Source organism: Defluviimonas aquaemixtae, assembly GCF_900302475.1.
Classification (GTDB): Bacteria; Pseudomonadota; Alphaproteobacteria; order Rhodobacterales; family Rhodobacteraceae; genus Albidovulum; species Albidovulum aquaemixtae.
In genome coordinates this window covers 1,200,151-1,226,118 of sequence record NZ_OMOQ01000001.1, presented here as the reverse complement: position 1 = coordinate 1,226,118, position 25,968 = coordinate 1,200,151, and the positions used below count along the sequence as shown (strand labels likewise).

General features: G+C 65.3%; 23 protein-coding genes and 1 pseudogene. 8 read left to right on the top strand and 16 right to left on the bottom strand.

Annotated elements, in window-relative coordinates; genetic code table 11:
* Window positions 1-27 precede the first annotated feature (27 nt).
* The gene (gltA, locus tag DEA8626_RS06070; RefSeq protein ID WP_108853342.1) at window positions 28-1,314 is read left to right on the top strand and encodes a citrate synthase; all 1,287 of its coding nucleotides are present in this window, start codon (window positions 28-30) and stop codon (window positions 1,312-1,314) included.
* Between the two features lie 239 nt (window positions 1,315-1,553).
* Here gltA and DEA8626_RS06065 read toward each other — a convergent pair whose 3' ends face one another.
* The 12 genes and pseudogenes from DEA8626_RS06065 to DEA8626_RS06010 form a co-directional block, all read right to left on the bottom strand.
* Window positions 1,554-3,485 (bottom strand): elongation factor G, encoded by a 1,932-nt coding sequence (locus tag DEA8626_RS06065; RefSeq protein ID WP_108852121.1) that lies wholly within the window; start codon window positions 3,483-3,485, stop codon window positions 1,554-1,556.
* A gap of 157 nt (window positions 3,486-3,642) precedes the next feature.
* Window positions 3,643-4,419, bottom strand: a complete 777-nt coding sequence (locus tag DEA8626_RS06060) for an enoyl-CoA hydratase-related protein (protein WP_108852120.1) — start codon at window positions 4,417-4,419, stop codon at window positions 3,643-3,645.
* Between the two features lie 69 nt (window positions 4,420-4,488).
* Window positions 4,489-4,941 carry a cytochrome c-type biogenesis protein gene (locus tag DEA8626_RS06055; protein ID WP_108852119.1) on the bottom strand — a complete coding sequence of 151 codons (453 nt, stop codon included), beginning with the start codon at window positions 4,939-4,941 and terminating at the stop codon, window positions 4,489-4,491.
* A 4-nt stretch (window positions 4,942-4,945) separates the two neighbouring features.
* Window positions 4,946-6,904 (bottom strand): heme lyase CcmF/NrfE family subunit, encoded by a 1,959-nt coding sequence (locus DEA8626_RS06050; RefSeq protein WP_108853341.1) that lies wholly within the window; start codon window positions 6,902-6,904, stop codon window positions 4,946-4,948.
* Between the two features lie 148 nt (window positions 6,905-7,052).
* Complete coding sequence (locus DEA8626_RS06045) at window positions 7,053-7,541, bottom strand: holin family protein (protein ID WP_108852118.1); 489 nt, start codon at window positions 7,539-7,541, stop codon at window positions 7,053-7,055.
* Window positions 7,532-8,143: a holin-associated N-acetylmuramidase gene (locus tag DEA8626_RS06040; protein WP_108852117.1), complete on the bottom strand. Its 612-nt coding sequence runs from the start codon at window positions 8,141-8,143 to the stop codon at window positions 7,532-7,534. Before DEA8626_RS06040 ends, DEA8626_RS06045 begins: the two co-directional genes overlap by 10 nt.
* Window positions 8,144-8,188: 45 nt before the next feature.
* Window positions 8,189-8,647 carry a cytochrome c maturation protein CcmE gene (ccmE, locus tag DEA8626_RS06035; protein ID WP_108852116.1) on the bottom strand — a complete coding sequence of 153 codons (459 nt, stop codon included), beginning with the start codon at window positions 8,645-8,647 and terminating at the stop codon, window positions 8,189-8,191.
* 7 nt (window positions 8,648-8,654) lie between these two features.
* Window positions 8,655-9,683 carry an N-acetyl-gamma-glutamyl-phosphate reductase gene (argC, locus tag DEA8626_RS06030; protein WP_108852115.1) on the bottom strand — a complete coding sequence of 343 codons (1,029 nt, stop codon included), beginning with the start codon at window positions 9,681-9,683 and terminating at the stop codon, window positions 8,655-8,657.
* 91 nt (window positions 9,684-9,774) lie between these two features.
* The gene (locus DEA8626_RS06025; protein WP_108852114.1) at window positions 9,775-10,356 is read right to left on the bottom strand and encodes a c-type cytochrome; all 582 of its coding nucleotides are present in this window, start codon (window positions 10,354-10,356) and stop codon (window positions 9,775-9,777) included.
* A 155-nt stretch (window positions 10,357-10,511) separates the two neighbouring features.
* Window positions 10,512-11,327: a glutamate racemase gene (locus DEA8626_RS06020; protein ID WP_108852113.1), complete on the bottom strand. Its 816-nt coding sequence runs from the start codon at window positions 11,325-11,327 to the stop codon at window positions 10,512-10,514.
* A gap of 50 nt (window positions 11,328-11,377) precedes the next feature.
* Window positions 11,378-11,467, bottom strand: a pseudogene (locus tag DEA8626_RS21300) (lysophospholipid acyltransferase family protein); the annotation flags it as partial.
* 69 nt (window positions 11,468-11,536) lie between these two features.
* Complete coding sequence (locus DEA8626_RS06010) at window positions 11,537-14,950, bottom strand: indolepyruvate ferredoxin oxidoreductase family protein (protein ID WP_108852112.1); 3,414 nt, start codon at window positions 14,948-14,950, stop codon at window positions 11,537-11,539.
* A 172-nt stretch (window positions 14,951-15,122) separates the two neighbouring features.
* Here DEA8626_RS06010 and DEA8626_RS06005 point away from each other — a divergent pair, with 172 nt between their 5' ends.
* From DEA8626_RS06005 to grxD, 5 genes are all read left to right on the top strand, one after another.
* Window positions 15,123-16,034 carry a LysR family transcriptional regulator gene (locus DEA8626_RS06005; protein WP_108852111.1) on the top strand — a complete coding sequence of 304 codons (912 nt, stop codon included), beginning with the start codon at window positions 15,123-15,125 and terminating at the stop codon, window positions 16,032-16,034.
* A gap of 478 nt (window positions 16,035-16,512) precedes the next feature.
* On the top strand, window positions 16,513-17,310 hold the full coding sequence (locus tag DEA8626_RS21000; protein WP_181366369.1) for a hypothetical protein: 798 nt from the start codon (window positions 16,513-16,515) through the stop codon (window positions 17,308-17,310).
* A gap of 149 nt (window positions 17,311-17,459) precedes the next feature.
* A complete protein-coding gene (gene purL / locus DEA8626_RS05995) occupies window positions 17,460-19,622 on the top strand; it encodes a phosphoribosylformylglycinamidine synthase subunit PurL (RefSeq protein ID WP_108852110.1) in 2,163 nt (720 codons plus the stop codon).
* Between the two features lie 110 nt (window positions 19,623-19,732).
* On the top strand, window positions 19,733-19,975 hold the full coding sequence (locus DEA8626_RS05990) for a BolA/IbaG family iron-sulfur metabolism protein (RefSeq protein ID WP_108852109.1): 243 nt from the start codon (window positions 19,733-19,735) through the stop codon (window positions 19,973-19,975).
* A gap of 5 nt (window positions 19,976-19,980) precedes the next feature.
* Window positions 19,981-20,349: a Grx4 family monothiol glutaredoxin gene (grxD, locus tag DEA8626_RS05985; protein ID WP_108852108.1), complete on the top strand. Its 369-nt coding sequence runs from the start codon at window positions 19,981-19,983 to the stop codon at window positions 20,347-20,349.
* An 87-nt stretch (window positions 20,350-20,436) separates the two neighbouring features.
* On the opposite strand, the gene DEA8626_RS05980 is transcribed toward grxD, so the two are convergent.
* Together DEA8626_RS05980 and DEA8626_RS05975 are read right to left on the bottom strand one after the other, a co-directional pair.
* Complete coding sequence (locus tag DEA8626_RS05980) at window positions 20,437-20,817, bottom strand: cell division protein ZapA (protein WP_108852107.1); 381 nt, start codon at window positions 20,815-20,817, stop codon at window positions 20,437-20,439.
* Entirely contained in the window at window positions 20,817-21,308 is a 492-nt protein-coding gene (locus tag DEA8626_RS05975; protein WP_108852106.1) for a hypothetical protein, read from the bottom strand. Before DEA8626_RS05975 ends, DEA8626_RS05980 begins: the two co-directional genes overlap by 1 nt.
* A 241-nt stretch (window positions 21,309-21,549) precedes the next feature.
* On the opposite strand from DEA8626_RS05975, the gene tkt reads away from it, so the two are divergent.
* A complete protein-coding gene (gene tkt / locus DEA8626_RS05970) occupies window positions 21,550-23,568 on the top strand; it encodes a transketolase (RefSeq protein ID WP_108852105.1) in 2,019 nt (672 codons plus the stop codon).
* 3 nt (window positions 23,569-23,571) lie between these two features.
* Here tkt and DEA8626_RS05965 read toward each other — a convergent pair whose 3' ends face one another.
* A complete protein-coding gene (locus DEA8626_RS05965) occupies window positions 23,572-24,003 on the bottom strand; it encodes a DUF2267 domain-containing protein (protein ID WP_181366368.1) in 432 nt (143 codons plus the stop codon).
* A 156-nt stretch (window positions 24,004-24,159) separates the two neighbouring features.
* On the opposite strand from DEA8626_RS05965, the gene DEA8626_RS05960 reads away from it, so the two are divergent.
* Window positions 24,160-24,711, top strand: a complete 552-nt coding sequence (locus DEA8626_RS05960) for an HPF/RaiA family ribosome-associated protein (protein WP_108852103.1) — start codon at window positions 24,160-24,162, stop codon at window positions 24,709-24,711.
* A 48-nt stretch (window positions 24,712-24,759) separates the two neighbouring features.
* Here the strand turns inward: DEA8626_RS05960 and DEA8626_RS05955 are convergent, their stop codons facing one another.
* Entirely contained in the window at window positions 24,760-25,734 is a 975-nt protein-coding gene (locus tag DEA8626_RS05955; protein WP_108852102.1) for a DUF808 domain-containing protein, read from the bottom strand.
* Window positions 25,735-25,968: the final 234 nt, after the last annotated feature.

Sequence of the window (25,968 nt, the reverse complement as noted above, 5' to 3'; positions counted from 1 at the left end):
ATTGGAAAGGGAGCTGCGATGGACAAGATGATCAAGAACGCGACGCTGAGCTTCAACGGCAAGACCCTCGACCTCCCGATCCTGCAACCGACTGTCGGTCCGGACGTCATCGATATCCGCAAACTTTATTCTCAGGGCGACGTTTTCACGTACGATCCGGGATTCACCTCCACCGCAGCCTGCGACAGCGCGATCACCTATATCGACGGCGACAAGGGGGAGCTTCTCTATCGCGGCTACCCGATCGAGCAGCTTGCAGAAAAGTCGCACTTCCTCGAGGTCTGCTATCTGCTGCTTTACGGCGAACTTCCGAATGCCGAGCAGATGGTCGATTTCGAAAGCCGCGTGACGAACCACACGATGGTGCATGAGCAGATGCACTACTTCTTCCGCGGGTTCCGGCGCGACAGCCACCCGATGGCCACGATGGTCGGCGTCGTGGGTGCCATGTCCGCCTTCTATCACGACTCGACCGATATTACCGATCCCTGGCAGCGCGAGGTCGCGGCGATCCGCATGATCGCGAAGCTGCCGACGATCGCGGCGATGGCGTTCAAGTATTCTATGGGCCAGCCCTTCGTCTATCCGAAGAACTCGCTCGATTACGCCTCGAACTTCCTGCACATGTGCTTCGCCGTTCCGTGCGAGGACTACGTCGTCAACCCGGTCCTGTCGAAGGCGATGGACCGGATCATGATGCTGCACGCGGATCACGAGCAGAACGCCTCGACGTCCACGGTGCGGCTGGCAGGTTCGTCGGGCGCCAACCCCTTCGCCTGCGTTGCCGCCGGCATCGCCTGCCTCTGGGGCCCTGCCCATGGCGGCGCGAACCAGGCCTGCCTCGAGATGCTGCGGGAAATCGGGACGGTCGACCGCATCCCTGAATACATCAATCGTGCGAAGGACAAGAACGACCCGTTCCGCCTGATGGGCTTCGGACACCGGGTCTACAAGAACTTCGATCCGCGCGCAAAGGTGATGAAGGAATCGGCCGACGAGGTGCTGGAGCTTCTCGGCATCCACAACAACGAGACGCTGAAGGTTGCCAAGGAACTCGAGCGGATCGCGCTCGAGGACGAGTACTTCGTCGAGAAGAAGCTTTACCCGAATGTCGACTTCTACTCCGGCATCATCCTCGAGGCGATGGGCTTCCCCACCTCGATGTTTACGCCGATCTTCGCGGTCAGCCGCACGGTCGGCTGGATTTCGCAGTGGAAGGAAATGATCGCCGATCCGACGCAGAAGATCGGCCGCCCGCGCCAGCTTTACATCGGCCAGACGCGGCGCGACTACGCCGAGGTGGAAGAGCGCTGACAAGGTAGGTACGGCGAAGCGGGCCGCTCATTCGAGCGGCCCTTTTCCTTTCCCGGCGGCGAATTCTTCGGTCTGCACGGCGGCGTGGTGAATATCTGCCAAGACGCACCGGAACCGGCTTAGACGTTCACATCTTGAGCGCATGTAACGGTCTGACCCGGACAAGCGCCGCCGAACGATCGCAAGCCCTCCCTGCCGAACTCCGACGCCGATCAGGCTTGCCGGCTCGCGGCGAAGACCTACGCCGCCGCCTCCGCGTGTTCCTTCGAAATCCGTTCGGCCTCCTTGCCGTAGATCTCCTCGTAGTGGTCGAATGTCGTCTCGTGCCAGGCCGTGCCCTGCGTGGCCGAGCCGAGCGCCATGACCAGATCCTCCTCCTGCGAGGCGGGCAGGAGCGCGCGGAAGATGTCCCAACCGCGGAAATTCGGATCGCCGTCGAAGCCCAGGACCTGCCCCTTGAGCGAGGAGATCAGCGACACCATCGCCCCCGAATAGATCGAGGGGACATGGACATCGACCCGGTCGATCGGCTGCAAGAGCACCGGTCCGCACTTGCCGAGCGCCTCGCGCAGCGCCATTCGGCCCGCCGTGCGGAACGCGAAGTCGGAGCTGTCGACCGCATGGTGCTTGCCGTCGGTCAGAGTCACCGACAGATCGGTCACCGGAAAGCCTAAGGGCCCCTTGTCGAGCGCCTCACGCGCGCCTTCCTCGACGGCGGGGATGTAGTTCTTCGGCACGGAGCCGCCCTTCACTGTCTCGGCGAACTGAAAGCCCTCTCCGCGGGCTACCGGCCGGACGGTGATCGCCACATCGGCGAATTGGCCGGCGCCACCGGATTGCTTGCGATGACGGTAATGCTCGTCGACGCTGCCCGAGATCGTCTCGAGATAGCGGGGATCGGGCTGGCTGGTCGTCACCTCGATGCCAAAATCCTCGGCGAGGACTGACAGGACCTGCCGCTCGTGCATGACGCCCTGAAGTCTCAGAAGCACGTGGCCCGAGCCTTCGTCCTGCGCCACGCGCAGCATCGGGTCGGCCTCGCCCAGCCGCGCAAGCGCGGCCGACAGGCGGACCTCGTCGCGTTCGTGTTCCGGCGTCACGATCCGGGCGAGCGCGGGCGGGCAACCCTTCGCCCAATCGGGCACCTCCAGCGCGGCTCCGGCGGTGAAGATACGGCCCGAATCGAGCTGGTCGGATTTCACCGATATCCCGATTTCGCCGGGTTCCAGATGGTCGATGCCGCCCTTTTCGCCGATATGCACGAGCCCTCCGAGATGGCCATCGCCGAGATCGGCGCCTTGCGCGACGCCAGCACTGAGCGCTCGCAGCATCACGCACTTGCCCAAATGCTTGCGGATCTGCGCATGGAACCCGACCGCCAGCGCCTTGTCCTCGCCAAGCCGCTCGCGCAGCTTCGAGACGTCGGGCGCCTCGTGCCGGAGCGCCTTCATCAGGCGCAGGATACCGTTCTTGTTGCTCGCCGAGCCAAGAAAGGTGGGCAGCACGTCGCGATGCTGGGTCTCGCGCCTGGCAATCTCGAACAGCGCACCGGTCGCGGGTTCGCGGTCCTCGATGAGCTCCTCCAACAGCGCGTCATCATAATCCGACATCTGTTCCAGCAACTCCGCACGCGCCTCATGCTCGCGTTCGGCGGCATCGCCCGGCATTTCGACGAGTTGCGAGGTCTGGCCGTCGCGGTATCGCCATGCGCGTTCGGAGATGAGGTCAACGGCACCCACGACCTCCCCGCCCTCGCGGATCGGGATCTGCCGCAGGACGATGGTGTGTCCGGTGTAGTTCTGAAGCGCGGCGACGATGTCGCGGACCCGGCCCTTCGGCGTGTCCATGCGGTTGATGAAGATGAAACAGGGCACGTTCGCCGCCTCCACCGCCCTGAGCCACGGCGCGGCCAGCACAGCCTCGTCAGGGTCTGGTGCGACGCAGAGGACGGCGGCATCGGCGGCCAGCAGCGCTGCCCCGCCCATGCGTGCGAATTCAGGCCCCCCCGCCATGTCGAGCGCGCACCACTCTTCGCCCATGAAGGAAAACCGGTTCAGCGTCAGATGGCCGGCCGTCTCGGATCGGACCGGCTCGCCATCGAGCGCGGCAAGCGCCCCGACAAGCTCGGTTTTTCCCGACTGAGACGGCCCAAGTACCGTGAAACAGCGCATGTCGTATCCCCCCTGACGGCACGTTGACGGGCGCGATCGGTCGCTGGCCCCCGTGCCTTCGGGCCATGCGCCCCGGTGGTGCAAGTCTCGACCCGAGACACGGCCGGGTCAAGCGGGGATGCGGAGAAAGCGCCGGTCGGAGAGCCCGGCGCTGGGCTCAGCGCCCTCGGAACCGCGCAGGCCGTTTTTCGAGAAAGGCCGCGACTCCTTCGCGGAAATCCTCCGTCCGTCCGCATTCGCCCTGAAGCCGCGCCTCGAGTGCGAGCTGGGCGTCGATATCGCTGGCAAGGCTTGCGCGCATCGCCTCCTTGATGCGGGCGTAGGATTGGGTCGGACCTTCGGCAAGCTGCTTCGCCCGCGCCCGCCAATGGCTGTCGAACGCGTCGTCGGCCACACATTCCCAGATCATGCCCCAATCCGCCGCCTGACGGCCCGTCACCTTGTCGGCGAAAAGCGCGGCCCCCATGGCCCGGGACATCCCCATCGCGCGCGGTAGAACAAAGGTCCCTCCCGCATCGGGGATCAGCCCGATCCGCGCGAAGGCCTGGATGAAGCTCGCGCTTTCGGCGGCGATCACCACATCGGCCGCCAGCGCAAGGTTGGCCCCCGCCCCCGCCGCCGCCCCGTTCACCGCCGCGATGAAGGGCACCTTCGCGGCGAGGATGGCGCGCAGCATCGGCTCGTATTCCTCTGCAAGCGTCCTTTCGAGGTCGAACTCCTCGCCCGAGGCGCGGTCCGAGAGGTCCTGGCCCGAGCAGAAGGCGCGGCCCGTGCCGGTCAGGACGATCACGCGGGCGGTCTGGGCTACCTTCGTCACGGCCTCGGTGATCTCGGCGCGCATCTTCGTGTTGAGCGCGTTCATCACGTCGGGCCGGTTGAGCGTGACGACGGCGATTCCATCCGCTTCTTCAAGGGTGATCGTCTCGTATGCCATGCCTGTCCTCCGGCTGCTTGCCGGGGTCAGACTAACGTCCCGTGGCGGGCGGGAAAGCGAAACCGCGCGTCACTTCTTGAGGATTTCGTCGAGCCGGTCGCGCTCTGCCTTGCTGAGCGGCGCGGGTGCGGCCCCGGCTTCGGGCCTGCGGCGGCGGAGATAGATCGCAGCGCCGCCAAGCGCCGCGAGGAACATCGCCGGCCCGGCAATCCAGAGGATCAGGTTCCCGCCGGTGGCGGTCGGTTGAAGAAGGACATATTCGCCGTAGCGGTCGACAAGATAGGCGATGACTTCGTCGTCGCTGTCGCCCGCCACCAGCCGCTCGCGCACGAGGAGCCTCAGGTCGCGGGCCAATCCGGCATTCGATTCGTCGATGTTCTCGTTTCGGCACACGAGACAGCGAAGCCCTTTCGACAGCTCCCGCGCCCGCGCCTCGAGCGCCGGGTCGTCGAGGATCTCGTCGGGTTGCACGGCGAAGGCCGGCGCGGCAAGAAGGCAAAGCGCGAAGATCAGGCGGTGCATGAAGTCACTCCGCGGGTGCGGCGACGGCGGGTGCCCGCCGCGCACCCGCCGCCACGCGGTAGCGCCGGTCGGTCAGGCTCACGAGTCCGCCGAGCCCCATCACGATCGCGCCCGCCCAGATCCAGTTGGCGAAGGGCTTTATGTAGGTCCTGACGGTCCAGCCGCCATCGGCCTGTTCGTCGCCGATCACGAGATAGAGGTCGCGCCAGACGCCGTTCGAGATGGCGGCCTCGGTCGTGGGCATGCCCGCGACCGGATAGACGCGCTTTTCGGGATGGAGAATCGCCACCTCGCGACCATTGCGCGCCATGCGGATCGTCGCGAGGGTCGACACATAGTTCGGCCCCTCGACCTGCTCGACCCCGTCGAGGGTGATCTCGTAGCCTGCGACCTCGTAGGGCTCGCCCACCCGGGCGACCCGGATGTCCTCGACGTCCCAGGCCATAAGGCAGGCGATGCCAATGAAGGTGACGCCGAGCCCCGAATGGGCCATGGCCTTGCCCCAGTCCGCGCGCGGCAGGCGGGCAAGGCGTGCGGGCGTGCGCCCCGCGCGCTGCCAGATCTCCACCGCGGCCCCTGCGATCAGCCAGCTGCCGAGCGCCACGCCGATCGGCGCGAGTGCGCTCTGCCCGGTCCCGACCACGAAGGCCAGCGCGCCGAGCGCGAGCGCGAGGATCAGCGCCGGATAAAGCGCCTTCACGCTCCGCCCGACCCGCGCCCGCTTCCACGGGATGATCGCACCCAAGGGCAGGATCGCCGCGAGGATCACCATGAAGGGGGTGAAGGCCTGGTTGAAGAACGGCGCGCCGACCGAGAGCTTGCGGTCGAGGGCGAGCTCGGCGATCAGCGGCCAGAGCGTGCCCACAAAGACGACGAAGGCCGCGACCGCGAGCAGCACGTTATTCAAGACCAGCGCCGATTCACGGCTGACGACCGCGAAGACCCCCTTGGCCTCCATCGAACCGGCGCGGGCGGCGAAAAGCGTGAGCGCCCCGCCGATGAAAACGCCGAGGATGGCGAGGATGAAGATCCCCCGTTCGGGATCGTTTGCGAAGGCGTGTACAGAGGTGATCACTCCCGAGCGAACAATGAACGTGCCGATGAGCGAGAAACCGAACGCGAGAATCGCCAAGAGGATGGTCCAGCTTTTCAGCGCCTCGCGCTTTTCCACGACAATCGCGGAGTGAAGGAGCGCGGCGGCGATGAGCCAGGGCATAAAGGACGCGTTCTCGACCGGGTCCCAGAACCAGAACCCGCCCCAGCCAAGCTCGTAATAGGCCCACCAGGATCCGAGCGCGATTCCGACGGTCAGGAACATCCAGGCGGCGAGCGTCCAAGGCCGCACCCAGCGCGCCCAGGCGGCGTCGACCCGGCCCTCGATCAGCGCGGCTACGGCGAAAGAGAAGGCCATCGAGAGCCCGACATAGCCGAGATAGAGGAACGGCGGATGGAAGGCGAGACCGGGATCCTGCAGGAGCGGATTGAGATCCTGCCCGTCGAAAGGCGGCACCCCGAGGCGCAGGAACGGGTTCGAGGTGAAGAGGATGAAGGCGAGGAACGCAACGCCGATCATCGCCTGCACGCTCAGCACCCGTGCCCTCAAGCGCTCTGGCAAGCCCTGGCCGAACCAGTGCGCCGAGGCCCCGAAGAGCGCGAGGATCAGCACCCAGAGAAGCATCGACCCCTCGTGGTTCCCCCAAACGCCCGAGATCTTGTACAGCATCGGCTTTGCCGTGTGCGAGTTGAGCGTGACGAGCCTGAGCGAGAAGTCCGAGGTGACGAAGGCGTAGGTCAGCGCGGCGAACGAGGCCGCGACACAGAGGAATTGCGCCGTTGCGGCAGGTCCGGCGAGCGCCATCCAGCCGCGCCAGCCCTTGTGCGCGCCGACAAGCGGAATGACCGCCTGCACGGAGGCGATCATGAGGGCAAGGATCAGGGCGAAGTGGCCAAGCTCGACGATCATGCGCGCGAGCATAGCGGCCCGCGCGGTCGGGGCCAATGGGCTGCGCGCCGATGTCGCGGAGTATTGAGGGGGCGGCCTGCCCCCTCTGCCCCGGATCAGGTCCGGGGCATTCACCCCCGGAGGTATTTCGGAACAGAAGAAGGGAGGGTCAGCGATCCGCGCGCTGCCGCCATTCGGCCAAGGCGGGATTGCCGTATCCTGGCGCGGGCGTCGCGGCGGCCGGCGGCGGCGCGTTGACGGGCCGCGTGCGGAAATGATGCGCCTCTCGCGCGCCGAAATAGAAGCCGACGATGGCGGCGAGCAGCCACCAGAGAGGCTCCGGCACGTAGTTCAGCCCAACCATGCGGCGCGTGAAGCTGTCTGGATCGGCCATCGCGTAGACGAATAGACCGAGAGTGCCGAGCGCCAGCAGCGGCCGCGGCAAACGGTTGAGCCCGTTCACGAACCGGTCGAAAAGGCCCGGGCGCGCATGTTGGAACTCCGCCCCGAATTCCCCGAGCGCGGCGAGATAGGCGTCATGTGCCGCCTGCATCTTCTTCGTGGCGTTCGGGGTGAAGACCTCGGCCACCTCGGTCGCGGCGCGGCCGAGGGCCTCGGTGGCGGCGGGCGCGCCGAGAATGCGTCCGATCATGCCCATGCGGCGGTCCTTTCGCGGTGCTGCCCCTCGGTCAGATGGAAGCGGGGCGAGATGAACTCCTCGGCCCGCGCGATCCAGCCGCCCTTGCCGCCGTCGCGGCGGCGGGCGTACTTGCGGGAGGCGGGGCGGGCGTCGGCGAGCGCGTAGTAGTAGTTCCGCCGCGCGATGCCGTAGGCGTCGGCGACCAGGTCGGCGGCACCTCCAGCGGCGCGATGGGCCGCGGCGATGGTCATCGGGCCTATCGCGCCATCCGCGACAAGGTCGTGGCCCATCTCGTTCAGGAGCCGCTGGAGGATCTTCACCGCGTTCGCGCCGGCATTGACATACATGTCGAAGACCGAGGGCTGAAGTTGATCGGGCAACTCGGCGATCCGCGGACGGCGGAAATAGTGCTCGACGAAAATCTCTACAGCCTGCTCGCGACTGAGCTTGCGTACATCGGCCGCATTCACGCGCCCATCGCCCGTGAGGTCGAGCCCGAGGCGGCGTATCGTGTGGACCGTGACCCCGTATTTCGTCGCGCCCCCGGGATCGTCGGGATCGTTCACGTAGCCGCCCTCGCGGGCGACGATGTCCTTGGCGATGTCGGTGACCGTCTGCATGAGCCTTCCCCCCGTGAAACCGGGAAGAAGGCTCCGCCGAATTGGTTAATTCGTCGCTGGACCAGCGTTCGGATCGACGTAGACGCCCTGTTCCTTCAGGGCGTCGATCACTTCCTTCGGCATGTAGGTCTCGTCGTGCTTGGCGAGAATCTCGGACGCCTCGAAAGTGCCGTCGACGAGCTTTCCGGTCGCGACCACGCCCTCGCCCTCGCCGAAGAGATCGGGCAGGACGCCTTCGTAGCGAACGGGCACCGTCGCGCCCCCGTCGGTAACGCTGAAGGTGATCGCCGCCCCTTGGCCCCGGACGAGGCTCCCCTCCTCCACGAGACCGCCGATGCGGAAGGTCTCGTTCGGGCCCGGCGCCGTCTCGGCTACCTCCGAGGGCGAGCGGAAGAACTGGAGCGCGTCGCCAGAGGCGAAGTAGAAAGCCGCAAAGCTCGCCACCAGAGCGAAGGCGGCGAGTACGATAACCTGGATGCGGCGCTGTTTCTTCAGTCCTTTCATCCGACCCTCACGGGAAGACCGGCGCGAGCATCAGCCCGGCCGTTTCCTCGATGCCCAGCATCAGGTTCGCGTTCTGGATCGCCTGCCCCGACGAGCCCTTGGCGAGATTGTCGAGCGCGGCGACGACGATCGCGCGACCGGCGATCCGGTCCCCTGACACACCGATATGGACGAAATTGGATCCCGCGACGGAGCGTGTCGAGGGGAGTGCGCCAAAAGGTAGCACTTCGAGGAAGACCTCGGCCGCGTAACGGTCAGCGAGCGCCTTGTGAACGGCCTGCGGGTCGCCTTTCACGTAGACGGTGGCGAGGATGCCCCGGTTGAAGGGCATCAGATGCGGCGTGAACTGGATGCGGACCGGCCGGTCGGCGAGCTTCGAGAATTCCTGGTCGAACTCGCCGAGATGCCTGTGGGTGCCGCCCGCCGAATAGGGATGCGTGCCGCCCGATAGCTCGGCGTGCAAGAGGTTCTCCTTCAACGACCGCCCTGCCCCGCTGACGCCCGCCTTGAGGTCGAGAATGATGTCGTCGAGGTCGATCACGCTCGCCTCGATCAAGGGCCTGATCGCGTATTGCCCGGTCGCGGCGTTGCAACCCGTCCCGGCGACAAGCCGGGCGGCGCGGATTTCGTCTCGATAGAACTCGGTCAGGCCGTAGACCGCCTCCTTCTGAAGCTCGACGGCGGCGTGGGGCTTGCCGTACCACTTCTCGTATTCCGCCGGATCCCGGAGCCGGAAATCGGCCGAGAGATCGACGACCTTCAGGTTGCGCGGCAGATCGCGGATCACGGCCTGCGAGGTCGCATGCGGCAGCGCGCAGAAGGCAAGCTCGACTCCCGAGAAATCCATATCCTCGATCTTTTCGAGCGCGGGCAGCGTCAGGTGGCGCAGGTGCGGAAAGACCTCGGCCATTTCCATGCCGGCCTTGCGGTCGCCGGAGAGCCCCACGATCTCCATGGCCGGATGCGTGGCAATGATCCGGACAAGCTCGGCCCCGGTGTAGCCGGACGCACCGAGGATGGCGATCTTGTGAGGCATGGTCTCGCTCCGGTCGTTCGGCGCGATTGATGGGCCAGTCCGGCGACGCTTTCAACCGTTTTCTACCGAGCGGCGTCGCCGCCGGGACCGGCTACCGGACGATCATCGACCGGAAGCGTTCGGGAATGTCCGCAGCGGTCAGTTGCTCTTGGAGCGCCTCGTCGTGAACGAAGGCCACGATATCAGCCAGCTCTTCGCCATTTAGCGCTATCGCCTCGCCGAAGAGCTCCTCCTGCATCTGAACCATCGCAGGGGCGCCACGCCACATACGGGCGGCGAATTCGAAGGCGTTCATCGGGACGGGCATGTCTGTAGCGTTGAGCGGCGGTCCGATCGCGCCGCCGACGCCGTTTATCGAATGGCAAACGATACAGCCCTTTTCCATGAATGCCGTCTTGCCGCGCTCGCTGTCCATCGGCGGCAGGACGAGCCCGATATCGACCATGAAATCCATCGTGCGGTGCATGTCCTCGGGCGAAATGTCTTCCATAGCCTCGAAATCATGGTGATGCGCATGCCCCGCATGCATGTCGCGCATTGCCTCGAGCATCTCGGTGTGCTCATCATCGGCGTGCGTATGGCCGGCATCGGCCCGTGCCGTGCTCTTGCCATCGAAGATGGCCACGGCCGCAAGAACGACCGCGAATACGATGAACTTTGCGTTCGTGCTCAAAGAAGCCTCCCCTCATTTCTCTGTTCCACCGGTTGCGCAAGGCTCGGCACAGCGTCTGCGACGCGTCCGCAGCTTACGGCAATGGGCCGACGGGGGCCACGATTAGTCCGTCCTCGGCCAGCACTGGCGACTATGCAGAAATCAGGGATGGACGCTCAGGCTTGTTCAAACGCGATCCGGCGGCGCAGGAACTGCGTGGCCTTGTTCGAGACGCGCGCAGGGTCACCGGTGGTCAGAAGCTTCGCTTCGGTCCCCGAGCCGACAAAGTTCGGGTGGCGAGCGAGGTAGTCGGCAAGGCTCGCGGCCACGAGATCGGCCTGTGAGTAAACCGTCACGCCGGGCCCCAGCGCAGCCTGGAACGTCGCCGTCATCAGCGGATAATGCGTGCAGCCGAGAACCGCCGCCTCGGGTTTTGGCATGCGCCTCAGCAGCGCCTCGACATGGGACCGTACCAGCGCCTCGGCGAGGATCTCGTCGCCTTCCTCGATCGCGTCGACCACGCCGCCGCAGGGCTGCGCCTCCACGTCCACGCCGATCGCGCGATAGGCAAGCTCGCGCTGAAAGGCACGACTCGCGACGGTCGCGGGTGTGGCAAAGAGCGCCACATGCTTCACCGCGACCTCGCGCGGAGGCGAGTTGTCGCCCCACTGCCGTTCGGTCAACGCCTCGATCATCGGCACGAAGACGCCAAGCACCCGCTTCGTCTCGACCGGCACCCAGCTCTCCTGCATCCGCTTCAGCGCGACGGCCGAAGCCGTGTTGCAGGCCAGGATGACGAGGTCGCAGCCCTCCTCCCACAGCCGCTCGACACCTCGGCAGGTCAGGTCAAAGACGTCTTCCGCGTCGCGCACGCCGTAGGGCGCATGGGCATTGTCGCCAAAGTACGAAAAGGCTGTATCCGGCATCGCCTTCGACACCGCATCGTAGACCGTGAGCCCCCCGAGACCTGAATCGAAAATACCAACCGCCATGCGCCCGCCTTTCAACCGGCCGGGCGCGGAGCGACTCAGACGCGGTATTTCTATTTGAATTCAAAGCCGTAATCGTAGGAGCGCTCGGGCCCCGGTGCCAAGTCATACGTCGCCCGGCGGAGGAAATCCATCATCTGTCGCGGGTTGGCGCGATGCCCCCCGCTATTTGGCCGCGTTCCGAGAAGACGATGCGCGCCCGAGCGAGCGGCCTACTCCGCCGCCTCCTTCAGCGGCGCCCCGCCCGCGCGGATATGCGCCAGAAGCTCCTCGCGGCGCTTGGCCGCCACGCGCTCGGCGGCCTCCTTGACGGGGCCAAAGCCTCTGATCGTCAGCGGCAGACACGCGAGTTCGCGCACCGCGTCCATTGTCTCAGGCGCGGCCTTCGGCAGGATCTCGGCCATGTCAGCCTCATACTGCATGATGAGCGCACGTTCCATCTTGCGTTCGGCCGAGCGTCCAAAGGGGTCGAACGCGGTGCCGCGCAGCCGCTTCATGCCCGCGAGCATGCGGAAGACGGAGACGATCCAGGGTCCGAACGCACGCTTTTCCGGCCGGCCATTCGGGCCGGTCTTCGACAGGATCGGCGGCGCGAGGTGGAAGGTCATCCGCAGGTCGCCGTCGAACTCGGCCGCGGCCTTGTCGGCGGTCTCGAGGTGCAGCCGCGCGACCTCGTATTCGTCCTTGTAGGCGAGGAGCTTGTGATAGCCCTCCGCCACGCCTTCGCGCAGCTCCTCGGGTGCAGAGGCCACGAGGCGGCGGTAGCGTTCAGCGTAGGTCTCGTCCTGGTAGGTCACGAGATGCGCCGCGCGCATGTCAATTTTTTGCTTGAGCGACAAGGGTATGGCCGCCGGGTCTTCGAGCAGTTTCTGAGCCTCGTCCGTATGCGCCATCGCCCAACGACCGATCTCGAACGCGCGCAGGTTGCCTTCGACCGCCGCGCCGTTCATCTCGATCGCCTGCCGGATCGCATCGGCCGACAAGGGCACGAGGCCCTTCTGCCAGGCGGCACCGAGGATGAGCATGTTGGAAAAAATCGAGTCGCCAAGCAGGCGCGTTGCCAGCTTCGACGCGTCGAAGAAGCTCACCCGATCCTTCAGCCGCGCCTCAAGAGACAGCCGCAAGCCCTCAACCGGCAAATGAAAATCCCGGTCGCGGGTGAACTGGCCCGTCATGATCTCATGCGCGTTGACCACCGCGCCGGTGCGCCCCGCCTTCATCAGCCCGAGCGTCTTTGCGCCGCCCGTCACCACCAGATCGCCGCCGATCACGCAGTCGGCCTCGCCGGTCGCCACGCGGATCGCGTTGATGTCCTCGGGTTTCTCGGCGAGCCGAAGATGGATGTTGACCGCGCCGCCCTTCTGCGCGAGGCCGGCCATCTCCATCATCCCCGCGCCCTTGCCGTCGAGATGGGCGGCCTGCGCGAGCACCGCGCCGATGGTCACGACGCCGGTGCCGCCGACCCCGGTGATCAGCACGTTGTAGGTGCCCTTGATCGCCGGCAGCTCCGGCGCGGGCAGGTCCGGCAAGTCGATCTCGGCCGTCGCGCCCTTGCGGATCTTCGCGCCTTCGAGCGTCACGAAGGACGGGCAGAACCCGTCGAGGCAGGAATAGTCCTTGTTGCACGACGACTGGTCGATGGCGCGCTTGCGGCCGAACTCGGTCTCGACCGGCACGATCGAGACGCAGTTCGACTGCACGCCGCAATCGCCGCAGCCCTCGCAGACGTCGGTGTTGATGAAGACCCGGCGGTCGGGATCGGGGAACGTGCCGCGTTTACGGCGACGGCGCTTCTCGGCGGCGCAGGTCTGGACGTAAAGAATGACCGACACGCCCTTAATATCCTTGAACCTTTCCTGAACTTCCGGCATGGCGTGGCGCTCGTGCTTCTCGATGCCCGAGGGGAAGGCCGAGAGGTCGACATCCTCCTTCTCGTCGTAGACGAGCGCGACATGTTCGACGCCCATCGCCAGCACCTCCCGCGCGATCCGCTCGGCACTGAGGTCGCCCTCGTTGGGCTGGCCGCCGGTCATCGCGACCGCGTCGTTGAAGAGGATCTTGAAGGTGATGTTGGTCTTCGCCGCCAAGGCCGCGCGGATGGCGAGGATGCCCGAGTGGTTGTAGGTGCCGTCGCCGAGATTCTGGAAGACGTGGCTCCGGGTCGAGAACGGCGCCTGGCCGACCCAGTTCACGCCCTCGCCGCCCATCTGCGTCGCCCAGCGGGTGTCGCGGTCCATCCAGACCGCCATGAAATGGCAGCCGATGCCGGAATAGGAGACCGAGCCGTCGGGGAGTTTGGTCGAGGTGTTGTGCGGGCAGCCCGAGCAGAAGTAGGGCGTCCGCTGCGCCAGTTCCGGGACGTTGTCGGCGCGCCGCGCCTCGCTCACCTCGCTCAGGCGGGCGCGCATGTGGTCGGTGCCGCGCCCCTCCTCGATCAGGATATTGCCGATCTTCTCTGCGATCATTGCGGGATCGAGCGCGTAGCAGGTCGGGAACAGCTCCTCCCGGTGCATCCCGCCCGCGCCGCCCTTGTACCAGCCGTAGACGCGCCGGCCCTGGCGGTCGTCGAAGATCGCCTCCTTGATCTGGACCTCGATCAGCTTGCGCTTTTCCTCGACGACGACGATCAGGTCGAGCCCTTCGGCCCAGTCGTGGAACCCGACCATGTCCAAGGGGAAGGTCTGGCCGACCTTGTAGGTCGTGATGCCGAGCCGTTCGGCTTCCTTAGCGTCGATGCCGAGCATCTCGAAGGCATGGCAGAGGTCGAGCCAGTTCTTGCCCGCCGAGACGAAGCCGATCTTGGCCCCCGGCTTGCCCCAGACGCGCCGGTCGATCTTGTTCGCCCGCGCGAAGGCTTCCGCCGCATGGCGCTTGTAGTCGATCATTCGGGTTTCCTGGATGACCGGCGTGTCGCCAAGCTGGATGTTGAGCCCGCCCTTCGGCATCTGGAATTCCGGCGCGACGAAGGACATGCGGAACGGGTCGCCATCGACCACGGCGGTCGCTTCGGCCGTGTCCTTCATCGTCTTCAGGCCCACCCAGACGCCCGCGAAGCGCGACAGCGCCCAGCCGTAGACGCCGTAATCCAGCACCTCCTGCACGCCCGCCGGGCTCACCACCGGCATGTAGACATCGACGAGCGCCCAGTCCGACTGGTGCAGCGTGAGGGAGCTTTCGCCGGTATGGTCGTCGCCCATCGCCATCAGGACGCCACCGTGCTTCGACGATCCGGCAAGGTTTGCGTGGCGCATCACGTCGCCGGTGCGGTCGACCCCCGGCCCCTTGCCGTACCAGAGCGAGAACACGCCGTCATACTTGCCCTCGCCGTACATCTCGGCCTGCTGGGTGCCCCAGATCGCGGTCGCGGCGAGGTCCTCGTTCAGCCCCGGCTCGAAACGGATGTCGTTGGCCTCCAGAAGCTTCTTCGCGCGGCTCATGTTCAGATCGACCCCGCCGAGGGGCGATCCGCGATAGCCCGAGACGTATCCGGCCGTGTTCAGCCCCGCCTTCCGGTCGCGCTCCTTCTGCATGAGCATCAGCCGGACGAGCGCCTGCGTGCCATTCAGAAGCACGGGCGACTGCGTCAGGTCGTAGCGATCGTTCAAAGAAATCTTCGTCTTGCTCATCTGGACCTCCCGCTCCGGAGCCCGCCCATTATAGGTCAAAATCGCTGACCTAACAAGCGCATGTTTTTCCGACCGCCCGGTCGGCAGTGGCCGAATGTCTTTTGCGTTTCGTGTTTGTCGCCTATGTAGCATGTCCAAACGCAGCGGCGGAAAAACGACAGAAAGCGGCACGATGGATTGGGACAAGCTAAGAATATTTCACGCGGTCGCCGATGCCGGCTCGCTCACGCATGCGGGCGAGGCGCTGCATCTGTCCCAATCCGCCGTCAGCCGGCAGATCCGGGCGCTCGAGGAAAGCCTCGACACCACACTTTTCCACCGCCATGCGCGGGGCCTGATTCTCACCGAGCAGGGAGAGCTTCTGTTCGAAGCGACCTCGGCCATGAATACGCGGCTGGAGACGGCCACGGCGCGCATCCGCGACAGCGAGGATGAGGTATTCGGCGAGTTGAAGGTCACAACCACCTTCGCGTTCGGCACGCTGTGGCTCGCCCCGCGGCTCGGCACGCTCTATGACAAATATCCCGACCTGAAGATCGATCTGATGCTCGAAGAGCGCGTTCTGGACCTGCCGATGCGCGAGGCCGACGTCGCAATCCGCATGAAGGAGCCGAGTCAGGCCGATCTGATCCGTCGGCGATTGATGAACATCCGAATGCGGCTTTATGCCTCGCCCGACTACCTCGCCCAGTTCGGCAGGCCCGAGACACTCGCCGACCTCGCCTCGCACCGGCTGATCAGTCAAAGCCCCTCGGCACCGCAGGTCCTGGCGGGCGCGTTGCTCATCCAGCAGCTTCTCGCGCAGAATGTCCGGTCGACCCTGACCGTGAACAACTACTACGGTGTTCTGCAGGCGGTGCTATTCAACCTCGGAATCGGCGTGTTGCCAGACTACCTGAGCGAGGACTTTCCCAACATGGAGCGCGTCCTCCCAGAGGTCGAATCCGTCGAGGTTCCCGTCTTTCTCGCCTATCCAGAGGAGCTGCGGCATTCCAAGCGCATCGCCGCGTTCCGCGACTTTGTGTTGGAGGAAGTTATCGCCTATCGCAAGAGGCGCGCCGAGGAACGCACAGCCATAGGTTGAAGTGAGGCTTGATGGCAACGCATAGCGGATATGTCGCAGGTGCGGCGTAAATTCACTTGAACCGTTTGCGTGCTGCTCTTAAATCAAGCGTGAAGGCGGTGTTCGAGGAAACTCTCAACGTCTTCTACCTCCCTGTTGGACTTGGGCCGAGCTTGTCTCGGCCTCTTTTTTTGGGCCCTGTCTTGCAGGCGGGTTGACCCGCATCAAGCCGGGATCGCGCTTGCGCCTGTGAGAAACCCCGACTGCGGCTTACGGCGCATGGGCGGAGGTGACCCGCTCCTCAGGACACCGTGCGGGCATTAAGTGTCGAGGTGCGAACATACGCGAGGCCTCCGAAAGCCGTCTATCACGGCGCAGAGCCCTAGTTTTGCCCTCGTTCGCCCGCTTTTCACCCAATTTAGGGCAATTTATCCGCAACATCTCGCGCAAAGATTGAGTTCCAGGGAGCGCTTTCTCCCACCATTCGATGGAGGCAACCATGAAGCTTACCTCGTTTCTTCGCAGTGCCAGTCCAGTCGTTGCCGCAATCCTATTGAGCAACGCCTCTTACGCAATCGATATTGATGCTGGAGGCGCGTCGGCCGGTATCGGCGGCGGGATCGGTGGAGGCGGCGCAGGCGTCGGTGCGGGCGCCGATGTCGGAGGCACTTCCGCAGGTGCCGGTGCAGGCATAGGCGGCTCAGGCGCGGGCGCCGGGGCGGGCATTGGCGGTGGCGGCGTAGGCGCAGGCGCTGGTGCCGGTATCGGCGGCAGCGGTGCAGGTGCAGGTGCTGGTGTCGGCGGCAGCGGCACGGGCGCAGGCGCGGGAGCGGGCATTGGCGGCGGCAGCACGGGCACAGGTGCCGGTGCTGGTGTCGGCGGCAGCGGCGCGGGCGCCGGCGCCGGAGCAGGAATTGGCGGGATCGGTGCGGGCGCCGGAGCGGGCCTTGGCAGCACGCCGCGCGCATCAGGCGCGCTGGCGACAGGGAAAGCTGCGCCGTCCGCGACATCCGGCGCGGTGGCCACCGCACGCACCCAAGGCGGGCCGGCAGCTGTCATGCTCATGCTCGGCTATGATATCGTCGGCAAAATCCTTATGTCGGCCGACAACCAGCCGATCGGAATCATCAATGACGCCGACCTAGATTCCAAAGGACGAGTTGTCGTCAGCGTGGTCATGGTCGACCCCGAAAACGGTGAGCAACAGACGGTTCGCGTCGCCTTCTCGAAGGCGCCACGGAACGGGAAATTCATACGCTTGGGTATGCGGATGGATCGGTTCGTGAAAAAGTTCTGAGACAGCCGGCCCGGCAGCGAGCGCGATTGCCGGGCCAGCCGTAGAAAACGGCCGACCACCTGCGCCGCGCTGGCAGCGCGCATTCGGCCTTTCCTCTCGCCTGCTTCCCCCCTAAAAGACGCCGCAACTGCGAAAGCCCGGGGGATGGAATGCAGGAACCTGAGATCACAGAGGATCTGATCGCCGCGCACGGGCTGAAGCCTGACGAGTACCAGCGCATCCTCGAGATCATCGGACGCGAACCCACTTTCACCGAACTCGGCATCTTCTCGGCGATGTGGAACGAGCACTGTTCCTACAAGTCGTCGAAGAAATGGCTGCGCACGCTGCCGACGACCGGCCCCCAGGTCATCTGCGGCCCCGGCGAGAATGCGGGCGTCGTCGATATCGGCGACGGCCAGGCGGTGGTCTTCAAGATGGAGAGCCACAACCACCCCTCCTATATCGAGCCGCATCAGGGCGCGGCGACGGGCGTCGGCGGCATCCTGCGCGACGTATTCACAATGGGCGCGCGACCCATCGCGGCGATGGATTCGCTCTCGTTCGGCCTGCCCTCGCACCCGAAGACCGCGCATCTCGTGAAGGGGGTCGTGGAGGGGATCGGCTCCTACGGCAACTGCTTCGGCGTGCCGAACGTGGGCGGCGAGGTCCGCTTCCACGCCGCTTACAACGGCAACTGCCTCGTCAACGCATTCGCGGCGGGGCTCGCGGATACCGACAAGATCTTCTATTCGGCCGCCTCGGGCGTCGGCATGCCGGTCGTCTATCTCGGCGCGAAGACCGGACGCGACGGCGTCGGCGGCGCGACGATGGCAAGCGCGGAATTCGACGACGCGATCGAGGAAAAGCGCCCCACCGTGCAGGTCGGCGACCCCTTTACCGAGAAGCGGCTGCTCGAAGCCTGCCTGGAACTGATGGCCTCGGACAGCGTCATCTCGATCCAGGACATGGGCGCAGCGGGCCTCACCTGCTCCGCCGTCGAGATGGGCGACAAGGGCGGCCTCGGCATCAAGCTGACCCTCGACCACGTGCCGCAGCGCGAGGCGCACATGACGGCCTACGAGATGATGCTCTCGGAAAGCCAGGAGCGGATGCTCATGGTCCTGAAGCCCGAGAAGGAGGCCGAGGCGCGGGCGATCTTCGAGAAATGGGATCTCGACTTCGCCATCGTCGGCGAGACCATCGCCGAAGACCGGTTCCTGATCCTGCATGGCAACGAGGTGAAGGCCGACCTGCCCCTGTCGAAGCTCTCCTCCTCTGCGCCGGAATACGACCGGCCGTGGGTCGAAACGCCGACGCCTGCCATACGTTTTGCCGACGATCTGCAGATCGACCCGATCGAGGGTCTGAAGGCGCTCATCGGGTCGCCCAACCACTCCCACAAGTGCTGGGTCTGGGAGCAGTACGACACGATGGTCATGGCCGACACCGTCCGCCTCCCCGGTCTAGGCGCGGGCGTGGTCAGGGTTCACGGGACGAAGAAGGCGCTTGCCTTCACCTCCGACGTGACGCCGCGCTACGTCAAGGCGAACCCCTACGAGGGCGGCAAGCAGGCCGTGGCCGAGGCCTACCGGAACCTGACCGCCGTCGGTGCGACGCCCCTCGCCTCGACCGACAACCTCAACTTCGGAAATCCCGAGAAGCCCGAGATCATGGGCCAGTTCGTCGGTGCGGTCAAAGGCATCGGCGAGGCCTGCGCCGCGCTCGACATGCCGATCGTTTCGGGCAACGTCTCGCTCTACAACGAGACCGACGGTGCAGGCATCCTGCCGACGCCCACGATCGGCGCGGTGGGGCTTCTGAATTCGCTCGACGAGTTGATCGCAGGTCTGCCGCAGGACGGCGACACGGCCATCGTGATCGGACGGTCGGCCGGCCATCTCGGCCAATCCGCGCTGCTTTGCGAGGCCTTCGGCCGTGAAGACGGCGACGCTCCGCAGGTTGACCTCGCGGCCGAGCGCCGGAATGGCGAGTTCCTGCGCGCCAACCGCAAGGCGCTCCGCGCCGCCACCGACCTGTCCGACGGCGGCCTCGCGCTCGCCGCATTCGAGATAGCCGAGGCGGCCGGTACCGGCGTCACGCTCGACGATGGCGCGTCGGGCGCGCTTTTCGGTGAAGACCAGGCGCGCTACCTCGTGGCCGTTGCAAGCGACGTGGCGGACAGCCTGCTTGCCCGGGCCCGCGCCGCAGGCGTCGACGCCGTCGTCGTCGGCCGATTTGGCGGTGCGAGCGTCAGATACGGCGCCTCGGAGGCGCCGCTTGCCGAGCTTTCGAAGATCTACCGGACGGCCTTCGCCGCGGCGGTTGCCTGACCAGCCTATCCTCTGGGGCTCCGGCCCGCCCGGGTCAGCGCCTGTGCGGCCTTGCGGCGATTTTCGGGCAGGCTTACATAGTGATCAAGGGAAGAACGGAAGGACGCCGCATGGCGATGGAAGCGCAGGACATCGAGAATCTCATCCGGGAAGCGTTCCCGAATGCCGAGATCACGATCACCGATCTCGCCGGCGACGGGAACCACTACGCTGCTGAGGTAATCGATGAAAGCTTCCGCGGCATGAACCGCGTCCAGCAGCAGCGCGCGGTCTATGCCGCGCTCAAGGGAAAAATGGATGGCGCGCACGGCGAACTGCACGCGCTCGCGCTGACCACCAAGGCACCGGAGTAGACCAGATGACCACCACGACCGCGCAGGACCAGATCCGCGACACCGTCACGAAGAACGACGTCGTCCTTTACATGAAGGGCACGAAGATGATGCCGCAATGCGGCTTCTCCTCCCGCGTGGCGGGTGTGCTGAACTTCATGGGCGTCGACTATGTCGACGTGAACGTGCTGGAGGACGCCGAGATCCGCCAGGGGATCAAGGACTTTTCCGACTGGCCGACGATCCCGCAGCTCTACGTGAAGGGCGAATTCGTCGGCGGCTGCGACATTATCACCGAGATGACGCTCTCGGGCGAACTCGATCAGCTCTTCGAGCAAAGGGGCGTGGTGTACAATAAGGACGCCGCCGACCAGATCCGCGCGGCCAATAACTGACGGCAGGACGCGCTACCCGCGCGCGCAGCGCGTCCCGTCTGCCCTGATTATCACCAGCGACCGGCCGCGCCCGCAGGCAGGGCTCTGCTACTGCAGCCGCTCCTCGATCCGGTCGGCCAGGGCCTCGGCACGCGCCGCGATCTCAGCGAAGGTGTCGCTCACGATCTCGGGGATCACGGGCACCTCGACACGTTCGGGATTTGCGCGGGCATTGGCTGCCACGCGTTCAGCCACCCCGGCGCGCTCTTCGGCCGTCCGCAGCTGATCTTCCAGACCGGCCGTCTTGTCCGCCAGCATGAGCCCCGCCATCAGAAGCATGCGTGCCTCCGGCATGCGCCCGATCTGGCTGACGAGCGTCGTTGCCTCGTTGTCGAGCATCTTGGCCGCCGTCCTGAGGAATTGCTCCTCGCCCTCTTGGCAGGCCACTTCGAAATCGCGTCCGCCTATGGAAATCGTCATCTCTGGCATTAGGCCACCTCACCGATGAGCGGCTTCAGTTCGGACAGGATCTCATCCATCTCCATCACTTCCGCGGCGCGGGCCGCCCTTAGAGCCTCAAGTTCGGTCAACATCGACCGGTTGATGAGATCCGGCTCCGACACGCCCTTCCGCGCGGCTTCGCTCAACTCGCGGTTCGCCTCGGTCAGATCGGCGTTCAGCTGCCGCTGACGCTGCAGTTCCACATCGGCGGCGTTGAGCTGCTCGGTCAGCTGAGCGACCTTCTTTTCAAGCGTAGCGACAGTGGTTTCCTGCTTCTCCTTGATCGATCGCACGCGTTCGGTGAGCTGGGCATTGGCCTCCCGCTCGGCCTCGAGAGCCTCGCGCAGTTCGGCATCGCCGTCCTGCCCGCCATCCACTGCAACCGCACCGCCAGCGCCGGCCCCGAGCGCATCCAGCCCCTTGCCGATCCGTTCCAGGGCCGCGGTTATCCGCCGCTCCAACTCGGTTATTTCGGTCATTCCTCTAAGCCCCCTACCCGAATAAGTCCGTCGCCCGCACCCGCACCTTCGGGTACGCCTCTGCTCGGTCCCTTGTCACGCCCGGCAGGGCGAATCGGACACGTCCGCAGAGTGGCCAAGTGTAGACCAAACCGGCGCGCGATTTCTCCCCCCTTTGATGCCAGATGGTTAGGAGCTGAGCTTGAACTTGCCGGTCGGCCTGTTATCAAGCCCGCCAGCCGACATCAGAAGGAACCGCCCATTGGACATCGCCACGCTCCGCTCCGCCCACCCCGACCACTGGATGCGCGCCGCCGCGATCCGCACGCTTGCCATGGATGCGGTGCAAGCCGCGAATTCCGGACATCCGGGCATGCCAATGGGTATGGCCGATGTCGCCACCGTGCTGTTTGAGAAGCACCTGAAATTCGACGCCTCGGCACCTGACTGGGCCGACCGGGACCGGTTCATCCTGTCGGCCGGGCATGGCTCGATGCTGCTTTACGCGCTTCTCCATCTGACCGGGTACGCGAGCATGACGCTCGAACAGATCCGGAATTTTCGCCAGTGGGGGTCGGTCACAGCCGGCCATCCGGAAAACTTTCTCGCCAAGGGCATCGAGACGACGACCGGCCCGCTCGGCCAAGGCCTCGCAAATGCGGTGGGCTTCGCGATCGCCGAGGAGTCGCTCCGCGCCCAGTTCGGGCCCAAGATCGTCGATCACCGGACCTGGGTCATCGCTGGCGACGGCTGCCTCATGGAAGGTATCAGCCACGAGGCGATCGGGCTTGCGGGCATGCAGAAGCTTTCGAAGCTCATCGTGCTCTGGGACAACAACAACATCTCGATCGACGGCAAGATCAGCCTCTCCGACGTGACCGACCAGCGCGCGCGGTTCGCTGCGGCCGGCTGGCGCGTCTTGTCGTGCAACGGGCATGACCCGGCCGATATCGACCGCGCGCTGACCGAGGCGAAGACATCGGACCGTCCCGTCTTCGTTGACTGCAAGACTCATATCGGTTTCGGCAGTCCGAAGAAGCAGGACACGGCAGGCGCGCATGGCTCCCCGCTCGGGCCGGACGAGATCGAGGTGACGAAGGAGATCTATGGCTGGCCGCATCCGGCATTTGAGATTCCCGCCACTATCCGCGAAGCCTGGGCGGCGATCGGCGCACGCGGCGGCAAGGCGCGGGCGGAGTGGGGCGCACGGGTCGCGGAGCTCTCGGGCGCCAAGCGGGCCGAATTCGAACGCCGCATGTCGGGCGAGGCACCGAAAAAACTCGCCGCGACGATCCGGGCGCTGAAGAAGCAGAACGCCGAGGCTCAGCCCAAGGTCGCAACACGCAAGGCCAGCGAGATGGTGCTTGAAGTCGTCAACCCGGTCATGCCGGAGACGATCGGCGGTTCGGCGGACCTCACGGGATCGAACAACACCAAGACGGGCGATCTCGGCGTCTTCGACCCCGAGAACCGCAAGGGCCGCTACATCCATTTCGGCATTCGCGAACACGGCATGGCGGGGGCGATGAACGGCATGGCGCTGCATGGCGGCATCCGGCCCTATGGCGGGACCTTCCTGTGCTTCACCGATTACGCGCGCGGCGCGATGCGGCTGTCGGCGCTCATGGGTGTGCCTGCCGTCTATGTGATGACGCACGACTCGATCGGCCTCGGCGAGGACGGGCCGACGCACCAGCCGGTCGAGCACCTGGCGATCTGCCGGGCGACACCGAATACGCTGACTTTCCGGCCCGCCGACCTGATCGAGACGGCGGAGGCGTGGGAGCTGGCGCTGACCTCGGACAAGACGCCTTCGGTTCTGGCGCTTTCCCGCCAGAACCTGCCAACGGTCCGAACGAAGCACGCGACAAAGAACCTTTCGGCCCAGGGCGCTTACATACTGCGCGAAGCGGAGGCGAAGCGCCGGGTAATCCTTCTTGCCACCGGATCGGAAGTCGAGATTGCGTTGGCCGCGCGCGATATCCTTGAAGCCGAAGACATCGGAACGCGGGTCGTCTCGATGCCCTGCATGGAGCTTTTCGCCGCGCAGCCTGACGGTTATCGCAAGCGCGTCCTGCCTGGCGGACCGGTCCGTGTGGCAGTCGAGGCGGCGGTGCGACAGCCCTGGGACCGTTGGCTCCTGGGCGAGCGCGGCCGCGAGGCCAAGTCGGGCTTCGTCGGCATGGACAGCTTTGGCGCCTCGGCCCCGGCCGGGCGGCTTTACGAGGAATTCGGCATCACGGCGGATGCCGTGGCGGAAAAGGTCAGATCGCTGCTCTGAGCGTCAGGAAACGCCGAATAGCGACCGGATTTCCTTCGTGAAAGCGCCGCGAATGTCCTTCATCTCGCCGGCAGATACGTGGCTGTCGAACAGATCGAACACCGCCCGGAGCGCCCGGTCGGCGTCCTCGAACGTATCGGGCGCGAATTCCTTCTGGACCGCCGCGACGAAATCGTCGGCATGACGCATGCGTACGGGATTTCGCGAACTGTTCCAGCCCTCGTAGTAAACGCCGCGGATCAAAGTCGGCAACTGCGCGCCGAGATCGGTCGCCTCGTTCACCGTCAGGTGGTCCCGGACTGCGTGCAGCACCGCGCGAAGCAGGCGGTAGCTGCGCTGCTTGTTGTCCCAGCCGGTGCGGCTGTCCACCTCGTTCACCCAGATGTTCGCGGCTTGCACCGCCTCGTCGATGACCTTGAGTCCGTACGCACTCATCTTCGCCTCTCCTCGATTGCGATGGCTTTCGGGCACACAAACATGAACCGGGCGGGATCGCATTGACCGACGTCAGCGGGCACGACTTGACCAGAATCAGTGACTGATCGCGCCGGTGCGCCGAAACTCCCGGATAGCTTTCGCAAAGGACGCGACATGGAAACCGAACCTCAGATCATCTTTCACGGCATGGACGCCTCGCCCGCAGTCACCTCCGAAATCCGTGGCAAGATTGGAAAGCTCGAACAGGTTTTCCAGCGCATCACCTCTTGCCGGGTGATCGTCGAGAAGCGCACCGCGCGCGGCCACAAGGGCCATCTCTACCAAGTCGCCGTCGAAGCCGAGGTGCCGGGCGGCGTGATCGTGGTCAACAAGAAGCCCGGCGACCTGGCCGCGCACGAGGATCTGCACGTCGCGATACGCGACAGCTTCAACGCCGCGCGGCGGCAGCTGGACGACTACGTGCGCAAGATGAAGGGCGTGCAGGTCAAGAGCCATCCCGAGAAGCATCACGGCCAGGTCGTGCGGCTATTCACCGTCGAGGGTTATGGCTTCATCCGCTCAAGCGGCGGGCTCGAAGTCTACTTCCAGCGCGACAGCGTGATCGGCAGCGATTGGGAGCGGCTCGATCTTGGAACCGATCTGGAGTTCAGTCTGATGGACGGCGAAAAGGGGCCGTTTGCGGTGAACGTGTCCTTGCGGTCCTAACGGCGCGGGGTACCGAAGGCGTGTCGGCGGGGTCAGTGCAGGCAGTCGCTAGTGCGCCTCGGGCGACTTGCCTGTGACGCGCGACACGAGCGGTCCGATCACGCGCGTTCCGAGCGGAATCAGGATCATCCCGAGCGCGAGGCCAAGCAGCCCGTCGAGCCCCGCGACGATCAACCATTCGAGAAAGCCTATGGCGGGACCGGAAATGCCATGCACCGCGGCCTCGGCCACGTGGTGGATCCAGTCGTAGAGCACCGGCCAGCCCAGTACGTCGAGACCGTGAATGATGATCGAGCCGCCGACCCAGAGCATCGCGGCGGTACCGATCGTGGACAAAAGCGCCATGAGCTTCGGCATCCCCTTCACGAGACCTTTCCCCAGCGCCCGTCCGACGCCCGTCCGCGCCGCCGCCGCCAGGTAGAGCCCGATATCGTCCATCTTCACGATGAGTGCGACCGAGCCGTACACCACGACGGTAACGCCAATGGCGACGACGGCAAGCGTCGCGGCCTCCATCCACAGGATGCCGTCGGGAATGGCTGCCAGCGCGATGGTCATGATCTCGGCAGACAGGATGAAATCAGTCTTGATCGCGCCCTTGACGCGCTCTTCTTCCAAATGAGCCGGATCGCGCACGTCCAGATCCGCCTCGATCTTAGGATCGCCGTGCGGAAAGAGCAGATGAAACACCTTCTCGGCGCCCTCGAAACAGAGATAGGCCCCACCAAGCATCAGCAAAGGCGTGATCAGCCAGGGCGCGAAGGCGTTCATCAGCATCGCCGCAGGCAGGAGGATCACCAACTTGTTGAAAAGAGAGCCCTTGGTGATCTTCCAGATGATCGGAAGCTCGCGCTTGGCCTCGAAGCCGTGGACGTATTTCGGCGTTACCGCCGCATCGTCTATGATGATACCCGCTGTCTTCGACCCCGCCTTGGCCGCCATGCCTGCGACGTCGTCGACGCTTGCCGCCGCGACCTTGGCGATGGCCGCCACGTCGTCGAGAAGTGCCAGAAGTCCACTCATACCCGTTCCTGCCCGCGCGTTTCCCAAACCCTAACCGATCACCGCGCAGAGGCAACCGGTTGACGGTTCCGCGCATAGTCGCGTCGGCTTCGGCCGATTGTGGAATCTGTTTTCGCTAACAGGTTGGTGTTTTCGCTAACATGTTGATAGCGTGGGTTTTCCCGCCGGTCAGCATTTGCTATTGCGGCCCAAAGGCGGCGCGGCCCTGTCCGTTCCCCGAGCGGACAGGAGATG

Bases quoted from the DNA above. Each gene is read 5' to 3' on its own strand.
- DEA8626_RS06055 (WP_108852119.1), bottom strand. From the start codon at position 4,941: ATGCACCGCCTGATCTTCGCGCTTTGCCTTCTTGCCGCGCCGGCCTTC.
- DEA8626_RS05980 (WP_108852107.1), bottom strand. From the start codon at position 20,817: ATGCCAGAGATGACGATTTCCATAGGCGGACGCGATTTCGAAGTGGCC.
- grxD (WP_108852108.1), top strand. From the start codon at position 19,981: ATGACCACCACGACCGCGCAGGACCAGATCCGCGACACCGTCACGAAG.
- DEA8626_RS06040 (WP_108852117.1), bottom strand. From the start codon at position 8,143: ATGCAGACGGTCACCGACATCGCCAAGGACATCGTCGCCCGCGAGGGC.
- DEA8626_RS06060 (WP_108852120.1), bottom strand. From the start codon at position 4,419: ATGGCATACGAGACGATCACCCTTGAAGAAGCGGATGGAATCGCCGTC.
- DEA8626_RS05990 (WP_108852109.1), top strand. From the start codon at position 19,733: ATGGCGATGGAAGCGCAGGACATCGAGAATCTCATCCGGGAAGCGTTC.
- DEA8626_RS06050 (WP_108853341.1), bottom strand. From the start codon at position 6,904: ATGATCGTCGAGCTTGGCCACTTCGCCCTGATCCTTGCCCTCATGATC.
- DEA8626_RS06065 (WP_108852121.1), bottom strand. From the start codon at position 3,485: ATGCGCTGTTTCACGGTACTTGGGCCGTCTCAGTCGGGAAAAACCGAG.
- gltA (WP_108853342.1), top strand. From the start codon at position 28: ATGATCAAGAACGCGACGCTGAGCTTCAACGGCAAGACCCTCGACCTC.
- DEA8626_RS21000 (WP_181366369.1), top strand. From the start codon at position 16,513: ATGAAGCTTACCTCGTTTCTTCGCAGTGCCAGTCCAGTCGTTGCCGCA.
- DEA8626_RS05975 (WP_108852106.1), bottom strand. From the start codon at position 21,308: ATGACCGAAATAACCGAGTTGGAGCGGCGGATAACCGCGGCCCTGGAA.
- DEA8626_RS05955 (WP_108852102.1), bottom strand. From the start codon at position 25,734: ATGAGTGGACTTCTGGCACTTCTCGACGACGTGGCGGCCATCGCCAAG.
- DEA8626_RS05965 (WP_181366368.1), bottom strand. From the start codon at position 24,003: ATGAGTGCGTACGGACTCAAGGTCATCGACGAGGCGGTGCAAGCCGCG.
- DEA8626_RS06005 (WP_108852111.1), top strand. From the start codon at position 15,123: ATGGATTGGGACAAGCTAAGAATATTTCACGCGGTCGCCGATGCCGGC.
- argC (WP_108852115.1), bottom strand. From the start codon at position 9,683: ATGCCTCACAAGATCGCCATCCTCGGTGCGTCCGGCTACACCGGGGCC.
- purL (WP_108852110.1), top strand. From the start codon at position 17,460: ATGCAGGAACCTGAGATCACAGAGGATCTGATCGCCGCGCACGGGCTG.
- DEA8626_RS06045 (WP_108852118.1), bottom strand. From the start codon at position 7,541: ATGGGCATGATCGGACGCATTCTCGGCGCGCCCGCCGCCACCGAGGCC.
- ccmE (WP_108852116.1), bottom strand. From the start codon at position 8,647: ATGAAAGGACTGAAGAAACAGCGCCGCATCCAGGTTATCGTACTCGCC.
- DEA8626_RS06010 (WP_108852112.1), bottom strand. From the start codon at position 14,950: ATGAGCAAGACGAAGATTTCTTTGAACGATCGCTACGACCTGACGCAG.
- DEA8626_RS06020 (WP_108852113.1), bottom strand. From the start codon at position 11,327: ATGGCGGTTGGTATTTTCGATTCAGGTCTCGGGGGGCTCACGGTCTAC.
- DEA8626_RS05960 (WP_108852103.1), top strand. From the start codon at position 24,160: ATGGAAACCGAACCTCAGATCATCTTTCACGGCATGGACGCCTCGCCC.